Genomic DNA, 17,333 nt, shown 5'->3' with positions numbered 1-17,333 from the left:
ACCAGGGTCAGGTTCGTCGTACGAAGGAGCAGTGGCAGATGGTGGGGTCCCCGGAACAGGACGGCTTCGACTACGACGTGGTCGTCGTCGGCTCCGGCTTCGGCGGGTCGGTGGCCGCGCTGCGGCTGACCGAGAAGGGCTACCGGGTCGCCGTGCTGGAGGCCGGACGGCGCTTCGACCGCGACGAACTGCCCAGGAACTCCTGGGACCTGCCGAACTATCTGTGGGCGCCGGGGCTCGGGCTGTACGGCATCCAGCGGATCCACCTGCTGGCCAACGTGCTGATCCTGGCCGGCGCCGGGGTCGGCGGCGGCTCGCTGAACTACGCCAACACCCTGTACGTGCCGCCGAAGGCGTTCTTCGAGGACCGCCAGTGGCGCCACATCACCGACTGGCAGCAGGAGCTGGCGCCGTTCTACGACCAGGCGCAGCGGATGCTCGGGGTCCGGCTGAACCCGACCGTCACCCCCTCCGACGTCCACCTCAAGGCCGCGGCCGAGCGGATGGGCGTCGCGGACACCTTCCACATGGCGCCGGTCGGGGTCTTCTTCGGGGACGGCGAGGACGCCGGGGGCAGGGCCAAGGCGGCCCCCGGGGACGAGGTCGCCGACCCGTACTTCGGGGGTGCGGGCCCGGCCCGCAAGGCCTGCGTGGAGTGCGGCGAGTGCATGACCGGCTGCCGGCACGGCGCCAAGAACATGCTCACCGAGAACTACCTGTACCTGGCCGAGAAGGGCGGCGCGGAGATCCACCCGCTCACCACGGTGGCCCGCATCCGGGAGCTCGGCGAGGGCTACGCGGTGGACGTGCGCCGCACCGACTCCCGCTCGCGGACGGACCGGGTGAAGGCGGGCGCGCGGACCATCACCGCCGCCCGGGTGGTGGTCGCGGCCGGCACCTACGGCACCCAGTCGCTGCTGCACCGGATGCGCGCGGACGGCCACCTGCCGCGCCTCTCGGCCCGGCTCGGCGAGCTGACCCGGACCAACTCCGAGGCACTGGTGGGCGCGCAGACCACCGACCGGCTGTACGGCACCCGGGCGGACTTCACCAAGGGCGTCGCGATAACGTCCTCGATCCACCCGGACGCGAACACCCACATCGAGCCGGTCCGCTACGGCAAGGGCTCGAACGCGATGGGCGCGCTGTCGATCGCCCAGGTCAAGGGCGGCGGACGGACCCCGCGCTGGCTGCGCTACCTGGGCCACTCGGTGCGCCACCCGCTGACCTTCGCGCGCTCGATGAACCAGCACCGCTGGTCGGAGCGGACGATCATCGGCCTGGTGATGCAGTCGCTGGACAACTCGATCACCGTCTCGCTGAAGAAGGACCTGCTCGGCAAGAGCCGGCTGACCTCCACCCAGGGCCACGGCGCGCCCAACCCGACCTGGATCCCGGCCGCCGAAGAGGGCGCCCAGGCGCTGGCCGCGGAGATCAACGGCTTCGCCGGCAGCACGGTCGGCGAGATCTTCGACATCCCGATGACCGCCCACTTCCTGGGCGGCTGCCCGATCGGCGACGCCCCCGAGACCGGCGTCGTCGACCCGTACCACCGGCTGTACGGGCACCCGGGGATCAGCGTCGTGGACGGCGCGGCCGTCTCCGCCAACCTCGGGGTCAACCCCTCGCTGACCATCACCGCGCAGGCCGAGCGCGCCATGTCGATGTGGCCCAACAAGGGCGAGGCCGACCCGCGGCCGGAGCCGGGTGAGGCCTACCGCCGCGTCGCGGCGGTGGCGCCGGTGCGGCCGGCCGTGCCGGAGGACGCGTTCGGGGCGCTGCGGCTGCCGCTGCTGCCCGTCCCGGAGGTGCCGAAGAAGCAGGGCTGAACCGCGGTCGCGAGGTCAACGTGCCGTTCGGTGAAGCCGTTTGACAGCCGTTCGGATCCGATGGGATAAACGGGCTCCCTGGGGGGACCAGGGAAATCGTCGAACGGGGAGAACGCGGTTCATGGCCATCTGCGCATCGTGCGGCGCGGCTTCGGTGGAAGGGGCGCTCGCCTGCGCCTCGTGTGGACGGCCGCTGGCGCCGCCGCCACCACCGGCCGCTCCGCCCACCGCCCCGCCCAATGTTCCGCCGACCGCACCGCCCGTACCGCCGTCGTACGGGCCGCCCACGGGGCCCGGGTACGCGCCCGCGCCCGGCCACCCCGCGCCGTACCCCGCGAGCAACTGGGGCGCCGGCCGGCCGTACGACCCGGCCACCGGGCAGTCGCCCGCGATGCGCTGGCTGACCGGGGCCGAATGGCGCCCCGCGCTCACCGTGCTGCTCGCGCCGACCGCCGTGCTGCTGGTCGCCGCGCTGATCGCGGCGATCCCGAGCGACTACGGCGACGGCTCGCCGCTCAACGTCCCCGAGTTCGGCGATCGCTTCGGCGCCGCCCTCGCGATGGCGCTCGGTGCGCTCGGTGCCCCGTTCCGGCTGGCCGTTTCGACTCACGTGCGGCACTCCGGCACCGGCATCGATGCGACGGCGCGGCTGATCCCGCTGACCGTCACCGTGTTCTGGCTGCTGGCGCTCTGGCTGGGCCTGCGGGTCTCCTCCCGCCGCCGGCAGGCGCGGACGGCCCAGCAGCTGACCGGCGCCCAGGCGGCCGGCGAGGCGCTGCGCACCGCCGTGGTCGCGGCCGCCGTGTCGCTGGTGGTCGGCCTGCTCGCGGGCACGACCTGGAACCCGTACACCGGCGACCGGTACGAGCGGGACGTGGTGACGTACACCGCCGACGCCGGCTGGGCCCAGGCGGTCGGCTGGAGCGCGCTGCTCGCCGGGCTGGTCGCCTTCGCCGTGTACGGCACTGACGCGCTGCGCTGGGCGGCCTGGCGCAGCCGGTCGATCCGCGGCTGGGCGGTGGCCTCGCTGGCGGCCGGACAGGTGCTGACGCTGGTGGTCGGGGTCGCCGCGGTGGTGGGGTTCATCCTGGTCGCCGCGAACGGCGAGGGCTGGCAGACCGGCGTCTCGCTGGCCTTCCTGCCCAACCTCGGGCTGATGCTGATCGGCGTGGGCTCGGGGGCGACGTTCCGGGCCGAGGCCACGGCCGACGGCCGGTCAGGTTCCTCGGACTGGGGCTCCGACGACCCGGACTGGGGCCCCGACGGCACCGGATCCCACGAGTTCTCCTTCTTCGACCTGCGCGACCAGAGCGCCGACTGGCGCTGGACCGGGCTGCTGGTGCTCGCCGCGGTGGCCCTGCTGGCCTGGACCGCCCACCGGCGCCGGCTCGACGCGGCCGACCGGATCCGGCTCGCGGTGGTGTACGCGGCCGGGCTGACGCTGCTGATGGCGCTGGCCGGCGGCGCGGCCACGGTGACCACCACCGGGCTCCGCGGGCGGATGCTCGGCCACGACTACGCGGTGAGCCTGGTCTTCGTGTCGCTCCTCGCGGCGAACGTGATCTGGGCGGTGCTCGGCGCGGTGCTGCTGCCACCGGTGCTGGCCTCCCTCGCGGGCGGCCGGGGCGCGGCCGCCGTCCCGCCCGGCGCGGTGCCGCCGCAGGGCGGGCCGTACGCGTTCGGGCCCGCGGGCGAGCCGGTGGCGTACCCGGCGGCGCCCGCGGTGAGCGACGTGGCCGGCCCGCCCGCAGGCCCGCCCGCCGGCCCGCCTGCGCCGGCGTCCGGGCCGGTGGATCCGTCCAAGGGCCCGGAGGGTGGCGCGGAGCCGGTCGACCCGAGCGTCTGGCGCAAGCAGCAGTAGGAGGACAGGGCAAAGGGCCCCGCGGGGGAACGGGGCCCTTTGTCGCTCAGCACTCGGCGTCAGGGCTGCGCCGGTGCTGGATGACGGCGCCGGGGGAGGAGCGCCGTCGTGTCGGTTGGCCTGGGCTCGCGCCGGGTGCGGCTCCGGCGTGGGTGGCCGGTGGCGCGGGGCGCGCACGCTCGCGGTGCGGCGGGTCGGCGCGCATGCCTGCGCCGGGCCTTCGCTCACGGAGCGTGAGGTGAAAACCGTTTGCCGCTTCGGGTCGCGGCGGCAGCGGTCCCGGCCTCCGCGGTGAGCCGTTGCCCGCCGGGAGAACCGCTTCCACGAAGCATCGTGCTGGACGAAGGGCCCGCTATGCAACCGATTCGGCACACTTCGGCACAGTCCATTTTGGGGCGGTGAACCTCGGTTCGCCCGGTCGATGATCACGGTGTGTAGTGGTCTTGCCGGCAGCGGCGCACGGGGACGCGCGTAGCGGCGCGGGACGGTGAAGGGTGTGCGCCCGGTTCGCGTTCCGGGGCGTACGGGGTCGCGAGAGGGGACCGGGGGTGCGGCGGCCGGTCCGGGCGTCCCCGGGGCCGACCGCCCCACCTCACCGTCCAGTCGCGGCCGGGGTCGCTGTCCCCTGCTGGCCGGCCGCGGCACCCGCGCACGGTCCCACGGCGCGCCGCGCCCGGCGGGGCCGGAACGGCGGCGGCGCCACGTGCGCCGGTGGACTGGGTAAAGCTCCACGCGTGGTCCTGCAGTGCCGTGCGGCGGCGCCCCGCGCCCGGGGCGGAGGCGGCGCGCCTGGCAGGCGCGGCGCGGTCGCACGTCGTGTGAAGCAACGAAGAGCGGGCCCGCTCGGTCACGGCCGCTTGGACGGGCAGACGAGTGAAACCGGGCAGCCCGGTAGAATCGGTGCCTAGACACCCCCACCCGTCGCCGCCGCGGCCCGATCAGGACGTGGTCCGTGCGACACCCTCGATACCGCTGCCGGAAGGCCGTCTGTGTCCGCTGCAATTCCCGTCCAGTCCGTACCTGAGACCGACACCGTCCTGGTGGTCGACTTCGGTGCCCAGTACGCCCAGCTCATCGCCCGCCGGGTGCGTGAGGCCCGGGTCTACAGCGAGATCGTGCCGAGCTCCATGCCGGTCGCCGAGATGCTCGCCAAGAACCCGAAGGCGATCATCCTGTCCGGCGGCCCGTCGTCGGTCTACGAAGAGGGCGCGCCGCAGCTCGACCGCGCGATCTTCGAGGCCGGTGTCCCGGTCTTCGGCATGTGCTACGGCTTCCAGCTGATGGCGAAGGTGCTCGGCGGCACCGTCGACAACACCGGTGCGCGCGAGTACGGCCGCACCCCGCTGACCGTCACCCGCACCGGCTCCACCCTGTTCGAGGGCGTCCCGGCGCAGCACTCGGTGTGGATGTCGCACGGCGACGCCTGCTCCGCCGCCCCGGCGGGCTTCACCGTCACCGCGTCCACCGACGTGGTGCCGGTCGCGGCCTTCGAGAACGACGAGGCCCGGCTGTACGGCGTCCAGTACCACCCCGAGGTGCTGCACTCCGACCACGGCCAGCAGATCCTGGAGCACTTCCTCTACCGCGGCGCCGGCATCGCCCCGACCTGGACGACCGGCAACGTCGTCGACGAGCAGGTCGCGCTGATCCGCGCCCAGGTCGGCACCAAGCGCGCGATCTGCGGCCTCTCCGGCGGCGTGGACTCCGCGGTCGCGGCGGCCCTGGTCAACAAGGCCGTCGGCGAGCAGCTCACCTGCGTCTACGTCGACCACGGCCTGATGCGCAAGGGCGAGACCGAGCAGGTCGAGAAGGACTTCGTCGCGGCCACCGGCGTGCAGCTCAAGGTCGTCGACGCGGCCGAGCGCTTCCTGAACGCGCTGAAGGGGGTCACCGACCCCGAGGAGAAGCGCAAGATCATCGGCCGGGAGTTCATCCGGGTCTTCGAGCAGGCCCAGGCCGAGATCATCGCCGAGGCCGGCGAGCACGGCGAGTCGGTCGACTTCCTGGTCCAGGGCACCCTGTACCCGGACGTGGTGGAGTCCGGCGGCGGCACCGGCACCGCCAACATCAAGTCCCACCACAACGTCGGCGGCCTGCCCGAGGACCTGCAGTTCCAGCTGGTCGAGCCGCTGCGCAAGCTCTTCAAGGACGAGGTCCGGATGGTCGGCCAGGAGCTCGGCCTGCCGGAGGAGATCGTCCAGCGCCAGCCGTTCCCCGGCCCGGGCCTGGGCATCCGGATCGTCGGCGAGGTCACCGAGGAGCGGCTGGACCTGCTCCGCGAGGCCGACGCGATCGTCCGCGAGGAGCTGACCGCGGCCGGCCTGGACCGCGAGATCTGGCAGTGCCCGGTCGTGCTGCTCGCCGACGTGCGCAGCGTGGGTGTGCAGGGCGACGGCCGCACCTACGGTCACCCGATCGTGCTGCGCCCGGTCTCGTCCGAGGACGCCATGACCGCCGACTGGTCGCGCCTGCCGTACGACGTGCTGGCCCGGATCTCCACCCGGATCACCAACGAGGTCCGCGACGTGAACCGCGTCGTCGTGGACGTCACCAGCAAGCCGCCGGGCACCATCGAGTGGGAGTGAGCACTCCCGCCGGCCGCCGGGCCGGAGCCTGAACGGCCGCGCCGTCGTTCCCGTAGTGAAGGGAGCGGCGGCGCGGCCGTTCGCGGTGCGGAGGGGTCGGCGGGTGGGATGTCCCACCGAAAGCGTTCAGGAGCGGGCAGAATGCGGTCCGGACCTGTCGGATAGTGACAGGCGAAAGGGAAGGTGTGAGGCATGTCGGAGGCCAGCAACGCCGTGACGGTCGGCGGGGGAGCGGCCGGCCGGGCGGTCCGGGCGGCCCAGCGGCGGGCGTTCGCGACCCGGTACGCGATGCTACCGCTGCGGCTCTTCCTCGGCGTCACCTTCGTCTACGCGGCCCTGGACAAGCTGTCCGACACGCACTACCTGGCCGGCGCGGGCGATCCGGCGTCATTCGTCTCGCAGACCCAGGCGGTCAAGGGCAGCAGCCCGATCTCCTTCCTGCTCGGCCCCGCCCTCCACGCGCCGACCCTGTCCGCGCTCGCCATCGCCTTCGGCGAACTGGCCGTCGGCCTCGGCACCCTGGTCGGCCTCTGGGGCCGGGTCGCGGCGCTCGGCGGCGCGCTGATCAACCTGAGCTTCTGGCTGACCGTCAGCTGGAACGTGTCGCCGTACTACCTCGGCAACGACCTCGTCTACCTGATGGCCTGGACGCCGCTGCTGCTGGCCGGCACCCCGGTGCTGTCGGTGGACGGCTACCTCGCCCGGCGCGGCGGGCGGGACCGCGAGCGCGGGCTGACCGAGGAGCACGTCAAGCGCCGGGCCCTGGTGGACGGCGGGATCGCCGCCGTCGCGATCGGCGGCGCCGGGCTGCTCACCGGATCGCTGACCCGCACCTTCGGCCGGGGCAAGCAGGCCGCCCCGAAGCAGTCCGCGGCTCCGGTGAGCACGGCCCCGGCGCCCACCGCTCCCGCCGGGCCGGCCCCCTCGGTGCCCGCCGCGAGCGTGCCGGTCGGCGGCTCGGCCCAGGTCAAGGACCCGGCCACCGGCGACGCCGTCTACATCGTCCAGCCCAAGACCGGCCAGTACTGCGGCCTCTCGGCGGTCTGCACGCACTCCGGCTGCGTGGTGGACGCCCCGAAGAACGGCCAGCTGTACTGCCCGTGCCACGGCTCCCGGTTCGACGCGGCCACCGGCGCCGTCGTCAACGGACCGGCGACCAAGCCGCTGCCGAAGTACCGCGTCACCAAGGACGGCGACAAGCTGAACCTCGGCCCGCTGCAGAGCTGAGCTGCCGCGGGCCGGGGTTCGGGGGCCGGGGTTCGGGGGCCGGGTTCACTCCTCCCGGTCGGTGCGCCCGCGGCGGGCCACCGCCGCGACCGCCCCGGCCAGGCCGCCGGCGCCCAGCACCAGGAAGGTGACGGGGATGACGATCCGTCCGTTCACCGACCGGTCGTTGAGCGCCGCGACCAGGTAGACCACCGCGATCACGGTGAACAGTCCGCCCGCGATCAGCGAGAACAGGTCGAGCCGGTGCTTCCTCACTGCTGGACCACCTTGATGTTGCCGAGCCCGACCGAGAGTTGGAGGTCGAGCGTGCCCTTGGACGTCCGGTCGCCGCCGGGGTGGATCTGGTAGGTGTGGCGGCCGGTGCCGTCGCCGTCGTCGGAGCCGGGGACGGTGACGTCGCCGAGGCCCATCCGGGTGATCACGGTCACCGTCACGTCGGCGGGCACCAGCACCGTCAGGTCCCCGGCGCCGAGCTCCACCCGGCTGGCGAGGGTCCCCCCGGCGGGGTCGAGCCCGCTCAGGTCGAGCCGGATCTGGCCGGCGCCGAGGGCGTACTTCGGCTCCAGTTGCGCCGCCGAGGTGACGGTCCAGTCGCGGTCGCCGACCGCGTTCTTCAGCGAGTCCGGCGAGCGGCCGACGAAGACCAGCGCCATGGTGATCAGCAGGCCGACCGCCGCGAGCTTGCGCGCCCGGCCGAACTTCGCGCCGACCAGCAGGGTCAGACCGATCACCAGCAGCGCGGTCGCCAGCGCGGTCGCGCCCAGCACGGTGGCGCCGGTGTGGCCGGCCGAGGCGGACCAGACCGCGGCGCCCGCGCCGATCGCCAGCAGGAAGCCGAAGAAGCCTAGCGCCGACCGATCCTTCGGATGCCGGACCACGGCCCGCTTCGGCGGGGCCGCCGGGCGCTCCTTGCGCAGCGGGTCGCCCTCCGGCAGGTCGGTGCGCTGCCACCACGGCTGCGCCGGGCTGCCCGGCGGCGGCACCGGGGTGCCGAACGGCGCAGTGGTGGTGGAGCCGGCGCCGTACGGGTTGCGCTCCGGGTGGCGTGGGTCCCACAGGTAGCCGGTCGGGCCGGGGGCCGGGGTGTCGGCGGGCACCGTGCCGGCGGCCTGCTCGGCGGCGTGCCGGGCACGGGCCGCCTCGGCGTCCGCCGCTTCCTGCCGGGGCCAGACGTACGCGGTGCCGGCCGTCTCGGCGCCGGGGTACGCGCGGTCGTACGGGCCGCCGCGGCGGCGCCCGCGGACCCGGCCGCGCCGGCGCTCGGGGTCGTAGCGCACCGCCAGGAAAACCAGACCGGCGAGCAGCAGCAACGGGAGGAGCTGGTCGCCGTCGCCCATCGAGGAGAAGAACACCCCGGTGCCGATCACGGTCATCAGCACCGCGCCGACCGACTGGCCGTCCACCCGGCCGGTGAGCACCCGCTGGAGCTCGGTGCGGCCGTGCCGGCTGCCGCCCCTGCCGTCCGGCACCGTCTCGGTCGGCACGATCAGCCAGGCCAGGCCGTACAGGAACAGGCCGAGCCCGCCGGAGAGGCAGAGCACCACCGTGACGACCCGGAAGACCACCGGGTCGATGTCCAGATGCCGCCCGAGGCCGCCGCAGACGCCGGCCACCACGCGGTGGTGCTCGGCCCGGGTCAGCGGGGGGCGGTCCGGTTCCGGCGGGGCCGCGGGCCCGGCCTCCTGGATGCGGTGGTCGTCGGTCATGGCCCCCATCCTTCCGGGCCGCGCGGCCCCGCCCAACCGGTGCCGGCCCTGCTCGCACCCTGACTTGTCCCTGATAAGGGGTAGGGAAACACCCTGATGCGCCCGCAGGTGCCCGCGTGGAACCATCGGTGGCGTGGCAGCACCCGGTACCGATCCCCGTCCCCTCGCCCCCGACTCGGCCCCGCCGGCGGGCGCCGATCCGAACGTGCCCGACGGCGGCCGTCCGCCCTACCGCCGGCTCTACCGGAGCCCGCAGGGGCGGATGCTCGGCGGCGTCGCGCACGGCCTCGCGGTGCACCTCGGGCTGCCGGTGCGGTGGGTCCGGCTCGCGTTCGTGCTGCTGTTCTTCGCGCAGGGCATCGGCGGGCTGCTGTACGCGGCGTTCTGGTTCGTCGTGCCGATCGGCATCGGCGAGCCCGCGCTGCGCGGCGGCGCGCACTGGGTCTACGTCAACGGCACCTTCGTCCCGGCCTCCCAGTGGCAGGCGCCGAGCCCGCCGCTGACCAAGGGGAGCCGCGGCTGGGTCGGCCGGCTGCGCGAACTGCTCCAGCACGCGCTCCAGGGCGAGCCCGTCGCCGTGACCGCCGCCGCCGAGAGCGAGGCCGCCGCCCGGCCCGCCACCAAGAACGCGCAGGGCGGCCTCGGCCAGCTCGCCGCCCTGGTGATGGTCGTGATCGGCCTGATCGCCCTGCTCAACGTCCTCGGCTGGCAGACCGCCAAGCCGTACACCTGGCCGCTGCTGGCGATCGGCGTGGGTGTCGCGCTGGTCTGGCGGCAGGCCGACGACTCGCGCTGGCAGCGCTGGTTCGGCCTGGAGGAGGGCGAGAAGCGGCGCGGCGCCTACACCCGGGTCGGCGCCGGCGTGCTGCTCGTGGTGGCCGGCACCATCGCCCTGCTCGCGATGCAGGGCAGCGGCTCGACGCTCGGCTCGGTGATCGAGGCCTCGATCGCGGTGCTGGCCGGCGTGCTGGTGCTGCTCGGCCCGTACGGGCTGCGGCTGTGGCAGGACCTCGGGGCCGAGCGCACCGCCCGCATCCGCGCCCAGGAGCGCGCCGAGATCGCCGCGCACGTCCACGACTCGGTGCTGCACACCCTGACCCTGATCCAGCGCCGGGCCGAGGACCCGAAGGAGGTGCTGCGGCTGGCGCGCGCCCAGGAGCGCGAGCTGCGGCTCTGGCTGTACCGCCCGGAGGCCGCCGCCGAGGCCGCGCCGGACACGATGGCGGAGAGCCTGCGCGCCGTCGTCGCCGAGGTCGAGGACCGGCACGGCGTCCCGGTCGAGCTGGTGATCGTCGGCGACTGCCCGATGGACGAGAAGATCGCGGCGCAGATGCAGGCCGCGAGGGAGGCGACCGTCAACGCCGCCAAGTACGGTGGCGGGGGACCGGTCCAGGTCTACGCCGAGGTGGAGGGGAGGACGGTGTCGGTGTTCGTCCGCGACCACGGCCCCGGCTTCGACCCCGACACGGTGCCCGAGGACCGGATGGGCGTACGGGAGTCGATCATCGGCCGGATGAAGCGCAACGGCGGCACCGCTCGGGTGCGGCCCGCGCCGGACGGCGGCACCGAGGTCGAGCTGGAGATGGAGAGAACGAATGACTGACGCAGCGCCGATGGGGGCCTCACCTGCCGAGGGCGGGGGGCGTGTCGCGCGGGTCGTGCTGGTGGACGACCACCGGATGTTCCGGACGGGGGTCCGGGCCGAGATCGGGCGTACCGAGGCCACCGGCATCGACGTGGTGGGCGAGGCCGACGACGTGGAGTCGGCGGTCCGGGTGGTCGCCGAGACCAGGCCGGACGTGGTGCTGCTCGACGTCCACCTGCCGGGCGGCGGTGGCGTCGAGGTGCTGCGCCGCTCGGCCGGGGTGATGAGCGGCGAGCAGGGCGGGGTGAAGTTCCTCGCACTGTCGGTCTCGGACGCGGCCGAGGACGTCATCGGCGTCATCCGCGGCGGCGCGCGCGGCTACGTCACCAAGACCATCACCGGCACCGACCTGGTCAACGCGATCTTCCGGATCGCCGACGGCGACGCGGTGTTCTCCCCCCGGCTGGCCGGCTTCGTGCTGGACGCCTTCGCCGCCACCGACACCCCGCCGGTCGACGAGGACCTCGACCGCCTCACCCAGCGCGAGCGCGAGGTGCTGCGGCTGATCGCGCGCGGGTACGCGTACAAGGAGATCGCCAAGCAGCTGTTCATCTCGGTGAAGACGGTCGAGAGCCACGTCTCCGCCGTCCTGCGCAAGCTCCAGCTGAGCAACCGCCACGAGCTCACCCGCTGGGCCACCGCCCGCCGCCTGGTCTGAGCCGCCGCCTCCGAGGGGGCTGTCAAGTCCGCCCGCCCGGCCGGATCCGTACCGGCCGGGCGGGCTTGTCGGTGCGGGGCCATAGACTCGGAGTGCCATGAGTAGCCTCTTTGACGACCTCCCGCTCCCCGGTTTCGAGGCCCTCGCGGCCGGGTCGAAGCAGCCCGCCGTGCCTCTCGACGAGGAGCCTCCCCCGTACGAGGACGACGTTCCGTACGACGCCTACGAGGAGGCCATCCCGGCGGGGCTGTTCCAGACCGACCATGCCGCGGAGGCCGAGCGGGACGCCTGGTACCGCAACGGCGCCGCCCGGACGGTGGTCGACCCGGCGCAGCTGCTGGAGGGCATGAACGACCCGCAGCGCGAGGCAGTCCTGCACGCCGGCTCGCCGCTGCTGATCGTGGCCGGCGCCGGTTCCGGCAAGACCCGGGTGCTGACCCACCGGATCGCCTACCTGCTGGGTGCCCGCGGGGTGCAGCCGGGCGAGATCCTGGCGATCACCTTCACCAACAAGGCGGCCGGCGAGATGCGCGAGCGCGTCGAGCAGCTGGTGGGCCCGCGTGCCCGGGCGATGTGGGTGTCCACCTTCCACAGCGCCTGCGTGCGGATCCTGCGCCGCGAGTCCAAGGTGCTGGGCTTCACCTCCAGCTTCTCGATCTACGACGCGGCCGACTCGCAGCGGCTGATGTCGCTGGTCTGCCGCGACCTCGACCTGGACCCGAAGCAGTTCCCGCCGAAGTCGTTCACGGCGAAGGTCAGCAACCTCAAGAACGAGCTGATCGACGAGGAGACCTTCGCCGACCAGGCCGCCAACCCGACGGAGAAGAAGCTCGCCGAGGCCTACGCGCTGTACCAGCGGCGGCTGCGCGAGGCCAACGCGCTCGACTTCGACGACATCATCATGACGACGGTGAACCTGCTCCAGGCCTTCCCCGACGTCGCCGAGCACTACCGCCGGCGGTTCCGGCACATCCTGGTCGACGAGTACCAGGACACCAACCACGCCCAGTACACGCTGGTCCGGGAGCTGACCGGCGGCTCGGTGGCCGACGCCCCCAGGCGGACGGTCGACGGCGACCTGGTGAACCCGAACGCCGGGCGCCTCGCCGACGTGCCGCCGGCCGAGCTGTGCGTCGTCGGTGACGCGGACCAGTCGATCTACGCCTTCCGCGGCGCGACCATCCGCAACATCCTCCAGTTCGAGGAGGACTACCCGAACGCCACCACGATCCTGCTGGAGCAGAACTACCGCTCCACGCAGACGATCCTGAGCGCCGCCAACGCCGTCATCGAGCGCAACGCCAACCGGCGCGACAAGAAGCTCTGGACGGCCGGCGACCACGGCGAGAAGGTCGTCGGCTACGTCGCGGACGACGAGCACGGCGAGGCCCAGTTCATCGCCGACGAGATCGACCGGCTCACCGACGCGGACGACGCCAAGCCCGGCGACGTCGCGATCTTCTACCGCACCAACGCCCAGTCCCGTGTCTTCGAGGAGGTGTTCATCCGGGTCGGCCTGCCGTACAAGGTGGTCGGCGGGGTGCGCTTCTACGAGCGCAAGGAGGTCCGGGACGCCCTGGCGTACCTGCGGGTGCTCTCCAACCCCGAGGACACCGTGCCGCTGCGCCGGATCCTCAACGTGCCCAAGCGCGGGATCGGCGAGCGGGCCGAGGCGATGATCGACGCGCTGGCCGCGCGGGAGCGGATCTCCTTCGCCCAGGCGCTGCTGCGGGTCGACGAGGCGTACGGGATGGCCGCGCGCTCGGCCAACGCCGTCAGGAAGTTCAACACGCTGATGGCCGGGCTGCGGCAGGTCGTCGAGTCGGGCGCGGGCCCGGCGGCGGTGCTGGAGGCCGTCCTGGAGGAGACCGGCTACCTGGCCGAGCTCCAGGCCTCCACCGACCCGCAGGACGAGACCCGGGTGGAGAACCTCCAGGAGCTCGCCTCGGTGGCCCTGGAGTACGAGCAGGACCCGGGCGAGCGGCCGGACGCCGGCGAGGAGGGTGCGCCGCCGGTCGGCTCGCTGGCCGACTTCCTGGAGCGGGTCGCGCTGGTCGCCGACTCGGATCAGATCCCGGACGAGGACACCGAGGGCCAGGGCGTCATCACGATGATGACCCTGCACACCGCCAAGGGCCTGGAGTTCCCGGTGGTGTTCCTGACCGGCATGGAGGACGGGATCTTCCCGCACATGCGGGCGCTCAACCAGGTCAAGGAGCTGGAGGAGGAGCGCCGGCTCGCCTACGTCGGGCTGACCCGGGCGCGCGAGCGGCTCTACCTGACCCGCTCGGTGCTGCGCAGCGCGTGGGGGCAGCCCGCCTACAACCCGCCCTCGCGGTTCCTGGAGGAGATTCCGGCGAACCTGGTGGAGTGGAAGCGGACGGGCGCGGCGCAGGTGCCGGCCGCGCGCGGCTTCTCGTCGGGGTCGTCCTGGGGCAAGTCCTCGGCCGGGGGCGGGAGTTCGCGCACGTCCTCGTCGGCGGCCGCGCCGAAGGCCGGCTGGGGGCAGTCGGCGCGGCGCGGCGGCAAGGTCGTGGAGCGCGAGGTCGTCTCGCTCGCGGTCGGCGATCGGGTCACCCACGACACCTTCGGGCTGGGCACGGTGGTGGGCGTCACCGGCGTCGGCGACCGGGCGCAGGCCACCGTGGACTTCGGCTCGGACGGCCGCAAGCAGCTGCTGCTGCGGTACGCGCCGGTGGAGAAGCTCTAGCGCGGGTCCAGGCCGTTGGAGAGGAACCACGGCAGCGGGTCGACCGGCCCGCTGCCGGCCGGCCGGATCTCGAAGTGCAGGTGCGGCCCGGTGCTGTTGCCGCTGCTGCCGACGAAGGCGATGACGTCGCCCTGCTTCACCGGGCCCTTGCGGACCTTGTAGCCGCGCAGGTGGCAGAACCAGGCCTCGGTGCCGTCGGGCATCTTGAGTATCGACATGTAGCCGTAGAACGGGTTCCACTGCGTCCGGATCGTGCCGTCGGTGACGGCGTAGACCTCGGAGCCGCCGTCCACGGGGAAGTCGATGCCGGTGTGGCGGTTGGCCCAGTGGGTGCCGGCCGCGCCGAACAGCTCGCCGAGGCCGTGCTTGGCGACCGGCATGACCACCTTCGGCTGCGCGGGCTGCTGGGTCGGCTGGGCGGTCGGGGCGTCCGTGGGCTGGGTGGCGGCCAGCGGCTGGCGGGCGTCGCCGCGCGAGGCCTGCGCCGGGTTGTCGGCCGCGGCGGCCTGCTGGGCGGTGGTCCTGGCGGCGGTGTCGTCCGGGGCGTCGGCCGCCGAGGCCTGCGCGGGCACCCGGCCGGTGTCGCTCTGCACCACCGTGATCGCCGCGGCGGCGGCAACCCCGAGTGCGGCCATCGAGGGGACCGCGACCCGGAACAGCGCGGCCCGGGTGGCCGCCTTGGCGGCACCGCGGCGCTGCGCACGGGACTGCTCGCGGGCGGCCAGGCGCAGCTCCGCGCGGGTAAGACGGGCAGCGGCGTCGGGAGCCATCGGGGGCTGCCTCCTCGGTGGGCCTCGGTCACGTCATCGGGCGAGGGAAAACAGCCGAGACTGTAGCCGCAGGTTTGACGCGTCCGAAAACCGCCGGGTTGTCAAGAGGTCGGCCGAGGGGTCTGTGCCGCAGGCCGGTGGGGGGTATACCCACTGGTAGCAAGGGGTGGGGCTGTGATTTTGCCCTCCTCTTGAGGGGTGGCACGGTCAACCGGGCCGGGTGGCGCTAACCTCCCCTCAGGTTGGTTATCGACCGTTAACCGTGCCCAGGGCCCACGAGGCCGGGTGGTTGGTGGACGACGAGGTCCAGGAGGCAGTGATGGGTGTGTCAGGGCCGATCCGTGTGGTGGTCGCCAAGCCGGGGCTGGACGGTCACGACCGCGGCGCCAAGGTCATCGCGCGTGCCCTGCGCGACGCCGGCATGGAGGTCATCTACACCGGGCTGCACCAGACGCCCGAGCAGGTCGTGGACACCGCGATCCAGGAGGACGCGGACGGCATCGGGCTGTCGATCCTGTCCGGCGCCCACATGACGCTGTGCGCGCGGGTGCTGGAGCTGCTCAAGGAGCGCGACGCGGCGGACATCAAGGTCTTCTGCGGCGGGATCATCCCGGACGAGGACATCGCCGAGCTCAAGGCGATGGGCGTCGCTGACATCTTCACCCCGGGCACGCCCACCCGGGACGTCGTCGCCTGGGTCGAGGCCAACCTGCGGGCCGCGGGCTGAGGTTCGGCGGGCCGGCCCGCCGAACCTCAGCACTCCAGTTCGGCGAGCATCGCCTCCCGGAAGCGGAGCGTCCCGGCGAGGCGGGCGAAGGTCTCGGACCAGGCGGAGTCGGGCGCGGCCTCGGCGGCCAGCGCCTCGACGGCGCCGGCCGTCTCCGGCGCCAGCGCGCGTTCCGTCATGCCGAGCACCCCGCTGTGGCTCCACGGGTACGCGCCGGAGGCGGCGGCCCGGGCCAGCGCGGCGACCACCGCGGTGGACAGCGGCGGGGTCCACGGCGTGCCGCAGGCGCCGAGCAGCTGGAAGGCCTCGCCCAGGCCGTGCACCTCGATGAACGCGGCCGTCCAGGCGGCCCGTTCGGCGGGCGGCAGGACGGACAGCAGCTTGGCGGGGGCGCCGGTTACGCGGGGCGCCCGGGTCCGGCCGGCGCCCCGGACGGGCGCAACGGGTGCCGGGCCGAGCAGCGCCCTGGCCCAGTCGGCGTCCTGCTGGCGGACGGCGGCGCGGGCCCAGGCCTCCCGGAGGTCGTCGGCCCAGCTGCTGCTGGTCTCGTCGATGCTGTCGCCGACCCGCAGCGCCAGCAGGTCCTCGGGCGTCAGCCCGGTGGTCTCCGGCCAGAGGGACAGCGGTGCGGCGGCGATCACCTCGCCGAACCACCAGGCCCGTTCGCCGCGCCCGGTGGGGGACTTGAGGGGTATGCCGTCGCGTTGCATGGCCGCGTCGCACTCGGCGGGCGGGGTGACCAGCAGGTGCGTCCCGGGCTGGGCGAGCCGGACGGCGGCGGTCGCGCGGGCGGCCATCCGGCGGGCGAGGGCCGAGCCGGGCAGGGTGGACAGCAGCTCGGCGGCGGTGGCCCGGACGTTCTTGCCGCGGTCGCCGAGCGCGGCCTCCAGGAACGGTTCGTCGGCGGGGGAGAGGCCGTCCTGGAGGGCGTCCAGGAAGAGCAGGCGGTCCTCGGCGCGCTCGGTCGGCCAGGTGCTCCGCAGCAGGGCGAGGCCGGCGGCCGGGTCACGGCGGCGCAGCAGGGTGAGATGGGTGACGCGCTCGGCGAACAGGCCCTCGTGCCACAGGTGGTCGTCCGTGGGCTGCTCCGGCGCCCCGGGTGCGGACGTGCGCAGGACGTAGCGCCAGTCCGGGTTCTGGCCGGCCAGCCAGCGGCCGAGCGGGCCGGCCAGGGCGACGCCGTCGGGCCGCAGTTCGCTGCGCGCGCGGGCCGCGTCGAGCAGGGCGGGCACCAGCGCGGGCGGTGGGCGGAAGCCCCGGGCGCGGGCGGTGGCGAGCCACTGGGGCAGCAGCTCGGTGAGGTTGGCGAGGTTGCCGCCGCCGTTCGACCGCCCGGCGAGCAGCACGGCGAGCCGGCGGGCCGCCGTCGCAGGCAGCTCGGGGCGGGCGTCCTCGGGGGCGGGCGGACCGGGCGGCTCGGCGGCGGTAACGGGCAGGGCGCCCGCGCGGCGGCGGACGGTGGCGAGGGCGGCGAGCTCCAGCAGGGCCGTCGCCGGGTCGGACCGGTCGACGGACTCGGCGAGCGGCAGTGCGGCGGCGGGGAGCGGGCGGCGGTCGGTGCCGAGCAGGGCGGTGGCCTGCAGGGTCTCCCATGGATCCTGGGTGGTCGTCATTC

General features: G+C 74.1%; 12 protein-coding genes and 1 pseudogene. 9 read left to right on the top strand and 4 right to left on the bottom strand.

The window, feature by feature from the left end:
- Window positions 1-38 precede the first annotated feature (38 nt).
- The 5 genes and pseudogenes from F7Q99_RS10095 (at window position 39) to F7Q99_RS41005 (ending at window position 7,502) form a co-directional block, all read left to right on the top strand.
- On the top strand, window positions 39-1,829 hold the full coding sequence (locus F7Q99_RS10095) for a GMC oxidoreductase (RefSeq protein ID WP_153460955.1): 1,791 nt from the start codon (window positions 39-41) through the stop codon (window positions 1,827-1,829).
- 121 nt (window positions 1,830-1,950) lie between these two features.
- Window positions 1,951-3,690, top strand: coding sequence for a hypothetical protein (locus tag F7Q99_RS10090; protein WP_153460954.1), 1,740 nt, complete (start codon window positions 1,951-1,953; stop codon window positions 3,688-3,690).
- A gap of 989 nt (window positions 3,691-4,679) precedes the next feature.
- Window positions 4,680-6,275: a glutamine-hydrolyzing GMP synthase gene (gene guaA / locus F7Q99_RS10085; protein ID WP_326846491.1), complete on the top strand. Its 1,596-nt coding sequence runs from the start codon at window positions 4,680-4,682 to the stop codon at window positions 6,273-6,275.
- Window positions 6,276-6,467: 192 nt separating this feature from the next.
- Window positions 6,468-6,998: pseudogene (locus tag F7Q99_RS41010) on the top strand (DoxX family protein); the annotation flags it as partial.
- Between the two features lie 42 nt (window positions 6,999-7,040).
- Window positions 7,041-7,502 carry a QcrA and Rieske domain-containing protein gene (locus F7Q99_RS41005; protein ID WP_407697846.1) on the top strand — a complete coding sequence of 154 codons (462 nt, stop codon included), beginning with the start codon at window positions 7,041-7,043 and terminating at the stop codon, window positions 7,500-7,502.
- Between the two features lie 45 nt (window positions 7,503-7,547).
- On the opposite strand, the gene F7Q99_RS10075 is transcribed toward F7Q99_RS41005, so the two are convergent.
- Together F7Q99_RS10075 and F7Q99_RS10070 are read right to left on the bottom strand one after the other, a co-directional pair.
- Window positions 7,548-7,757 (bottom strand): hypothetical protein, encoded by a 210-nt coding sequence (locus F7Q99_RS10075; RefSeq protein ID WP_153460952.1) that lies wholly within the window; start codon window positions 7,755-7,757, stop codon window positions 7,548-7,550.
- Window positions 7,754-9,208 (bottom strand): PspC domain-containing protein, encoded by a 1,455-nt coding sequence (locus tag F7Q99_RS10070; RefSeq protein WP_195911029.1) that lies wholly within the window; start codon window positions 9,206-9,208, stop codon window positions 7,754-7,756. Before F7Q99_RS10070 ends, F7Q99_RS10075 begins: the two co-directional genes overlap by 4 nt.
- A 205-nt stretch (window positions 9,209-9,413) precedes the next feature.
- Here F7Q99_RS10070 and F7Q99_RS10065 point away from each other — a divergent pair, with 205 nt between their 5' ends.
- The 3 genes from F7Q99_RS10065 (at window position 9,414) to pcrA (ending at window position 14,221) form a co-directional block, all read left to right on the top strand.
- Window positions 9,414-10,811, top strand: coding sequence for an ATP-binding protein (locus F7Q99_RS10065; protein ID WP_326847189.1), 1,398 nt, complete (start codon window positions 9,414-9,416; stop codon window positions 10,809-10,811).
- The gene (locus F7Q99_RS10060) at window positions 10,804-11,511 is read left to right on the top strand and encodes a LuxR C-terminal-related transcriptional regulator (RefSeq protein WP_153460950.1); all 708 of its coding nucleotides are present in this window, start codon (window positions 10,804-10,806) and stop codon (window positions 11,509-11,511) included. Before F7Q99_RS10065 ends, F7Q99_RS10060 begins: the two co-directional genes overlap by 8 nt.
- Window positions 11,512-11,608: 97 nt before the next feature.
- Entirely contained in the window at window positions 11,609-14,221 is a 2,613-nt protein-coding gene (gene pcrA / locus F7Q99_RS10055) for a DNA helicase PcrA (protein ID WP_153460949.1), read from the top strand.
- Here pcrA and F7Q99_RS10050 read toward each other — a convergent pair.
- Window positions 14,218-14,991 carry a M23 family metallopeptidase gene (locus F7Q99_RS10050; RefSeq protein WP_153460948.1) on the bottom strand — a complete coding sequence of 258 codons (774 nt, stop codon included), beginning with the start codon at window positions 14,989-14,991 and terminating at the stop codon, window positions 14,218-14,220. The genes pcrA and F7Q99_RS10050 overlap by 4 nt on opposite strands.
- A 319-nt stretch (window positions 14,992-15,310) precedes the next feature.
- Between F7Q99_RS10050 and F7Q99_RS10045 the strand changes: the two genes are divergently transcribed.
- Window positions 15,311-15,718 (top strand): cobalamin B12-binding domain-containing protein, encoded by a 408-nt coding sequence (locus F7Q99_RS10045; RefSeq protein WP_153460947.1) that lies wholly within the window; start codon window positions 15,311-15,313, stop codon window positions 15,716-15,718.
- Between the two features lie 26 nt (window positions 15,719-15,744).
- Here the strand turns inward: F7Q99_RS10045 and F7Q99_RS10040 are convergent, their stop codons facing one another.
- Window positions 15,745-17,331, bottom strand: a complete 1,587-nt coding sequence (locus F7Q99_RS10040) for a DUF5691 domain-containing protein (RefSeq protein ID WP_153460946.1) — start codon at window positions 17,329-17,331, stop codon at window positions 15,745-15,747.
- Window positions 17,332-17,333 lie beyond the last annotated feature (2 nt).

Origin of the sequence: Streptomyces kaniharaensis, assembly GCF_009569385.1 — a bacterium.
GTDB classification, from domain to species: domain Bacteria; phylum Actinomycetota; class Actinomycetes; order Streptomycetales; family Streptomycetaceae; genus Kitasatospora; species Kitasatospora kaniharaensis.
Note: the sequence above shows the minus strand (reverse complement) of the source record. Positions and strands in the feature narration are given on the sequence as shown.

Coding starts and splice junctions, on each gene's coding strand:
- F7Q99_RS10095 (WP_153460955.1), top strand. CDS start 39: ATGGTGGGGTCCCCGGAACAGGACGGCTTCGACTACGACGTGGTCGTC.
- F7Q99_RS10090 (WP_153460954.1), top strand. CDS start 1,951: ATGGCCATCTGCGCATCGTGCGGCGCGGCTTCGGTGGAAGGGGCGCTC.
- F7Q99_RS10070 (WP_195911029.1), bottom strand. CDS start 9,208: ATGACCGACGACCACCGCATCCAGGAGGCCGGGCCCGCGGCCCCGCCG.
- F7Q99_RS10060 (WP_153460950.1), top strand. CDS start 10,804: ATGACTGACGCAGCGCCGATGGGGGCCTCACCTGCCGAGGGCGGGGGG.
- pcrA (WP_153460949.1), top strand. CDS start 11,609: ATGAGTAGCCTCTTTGACGACCTCCCGCTCCCCGGTTTCGAGGCCCTC.
- F7Q99_RS10050 (WP_153460948.1), bottom strand. CDS start 14,991: ATGGCTCCCGACGCCGCTGCCCGTCTTACCCGCGCGGAGCTGCGCCTG.
- F7Q99_RS10045 (WP_153460947.1), top strand. CDS start 15,311: ATGGGTGTGTCAGGGCCGATCCGTGTGGTGGTCGCCAAGCCGGGGCTG.
- F7Q99_RS10040 (WP_153460946.1), bottom strand. CDS start 17,331: ATGACGACCACCCAGGATCCATGGGAGACCCTGCAGGCCACCGCCCTG.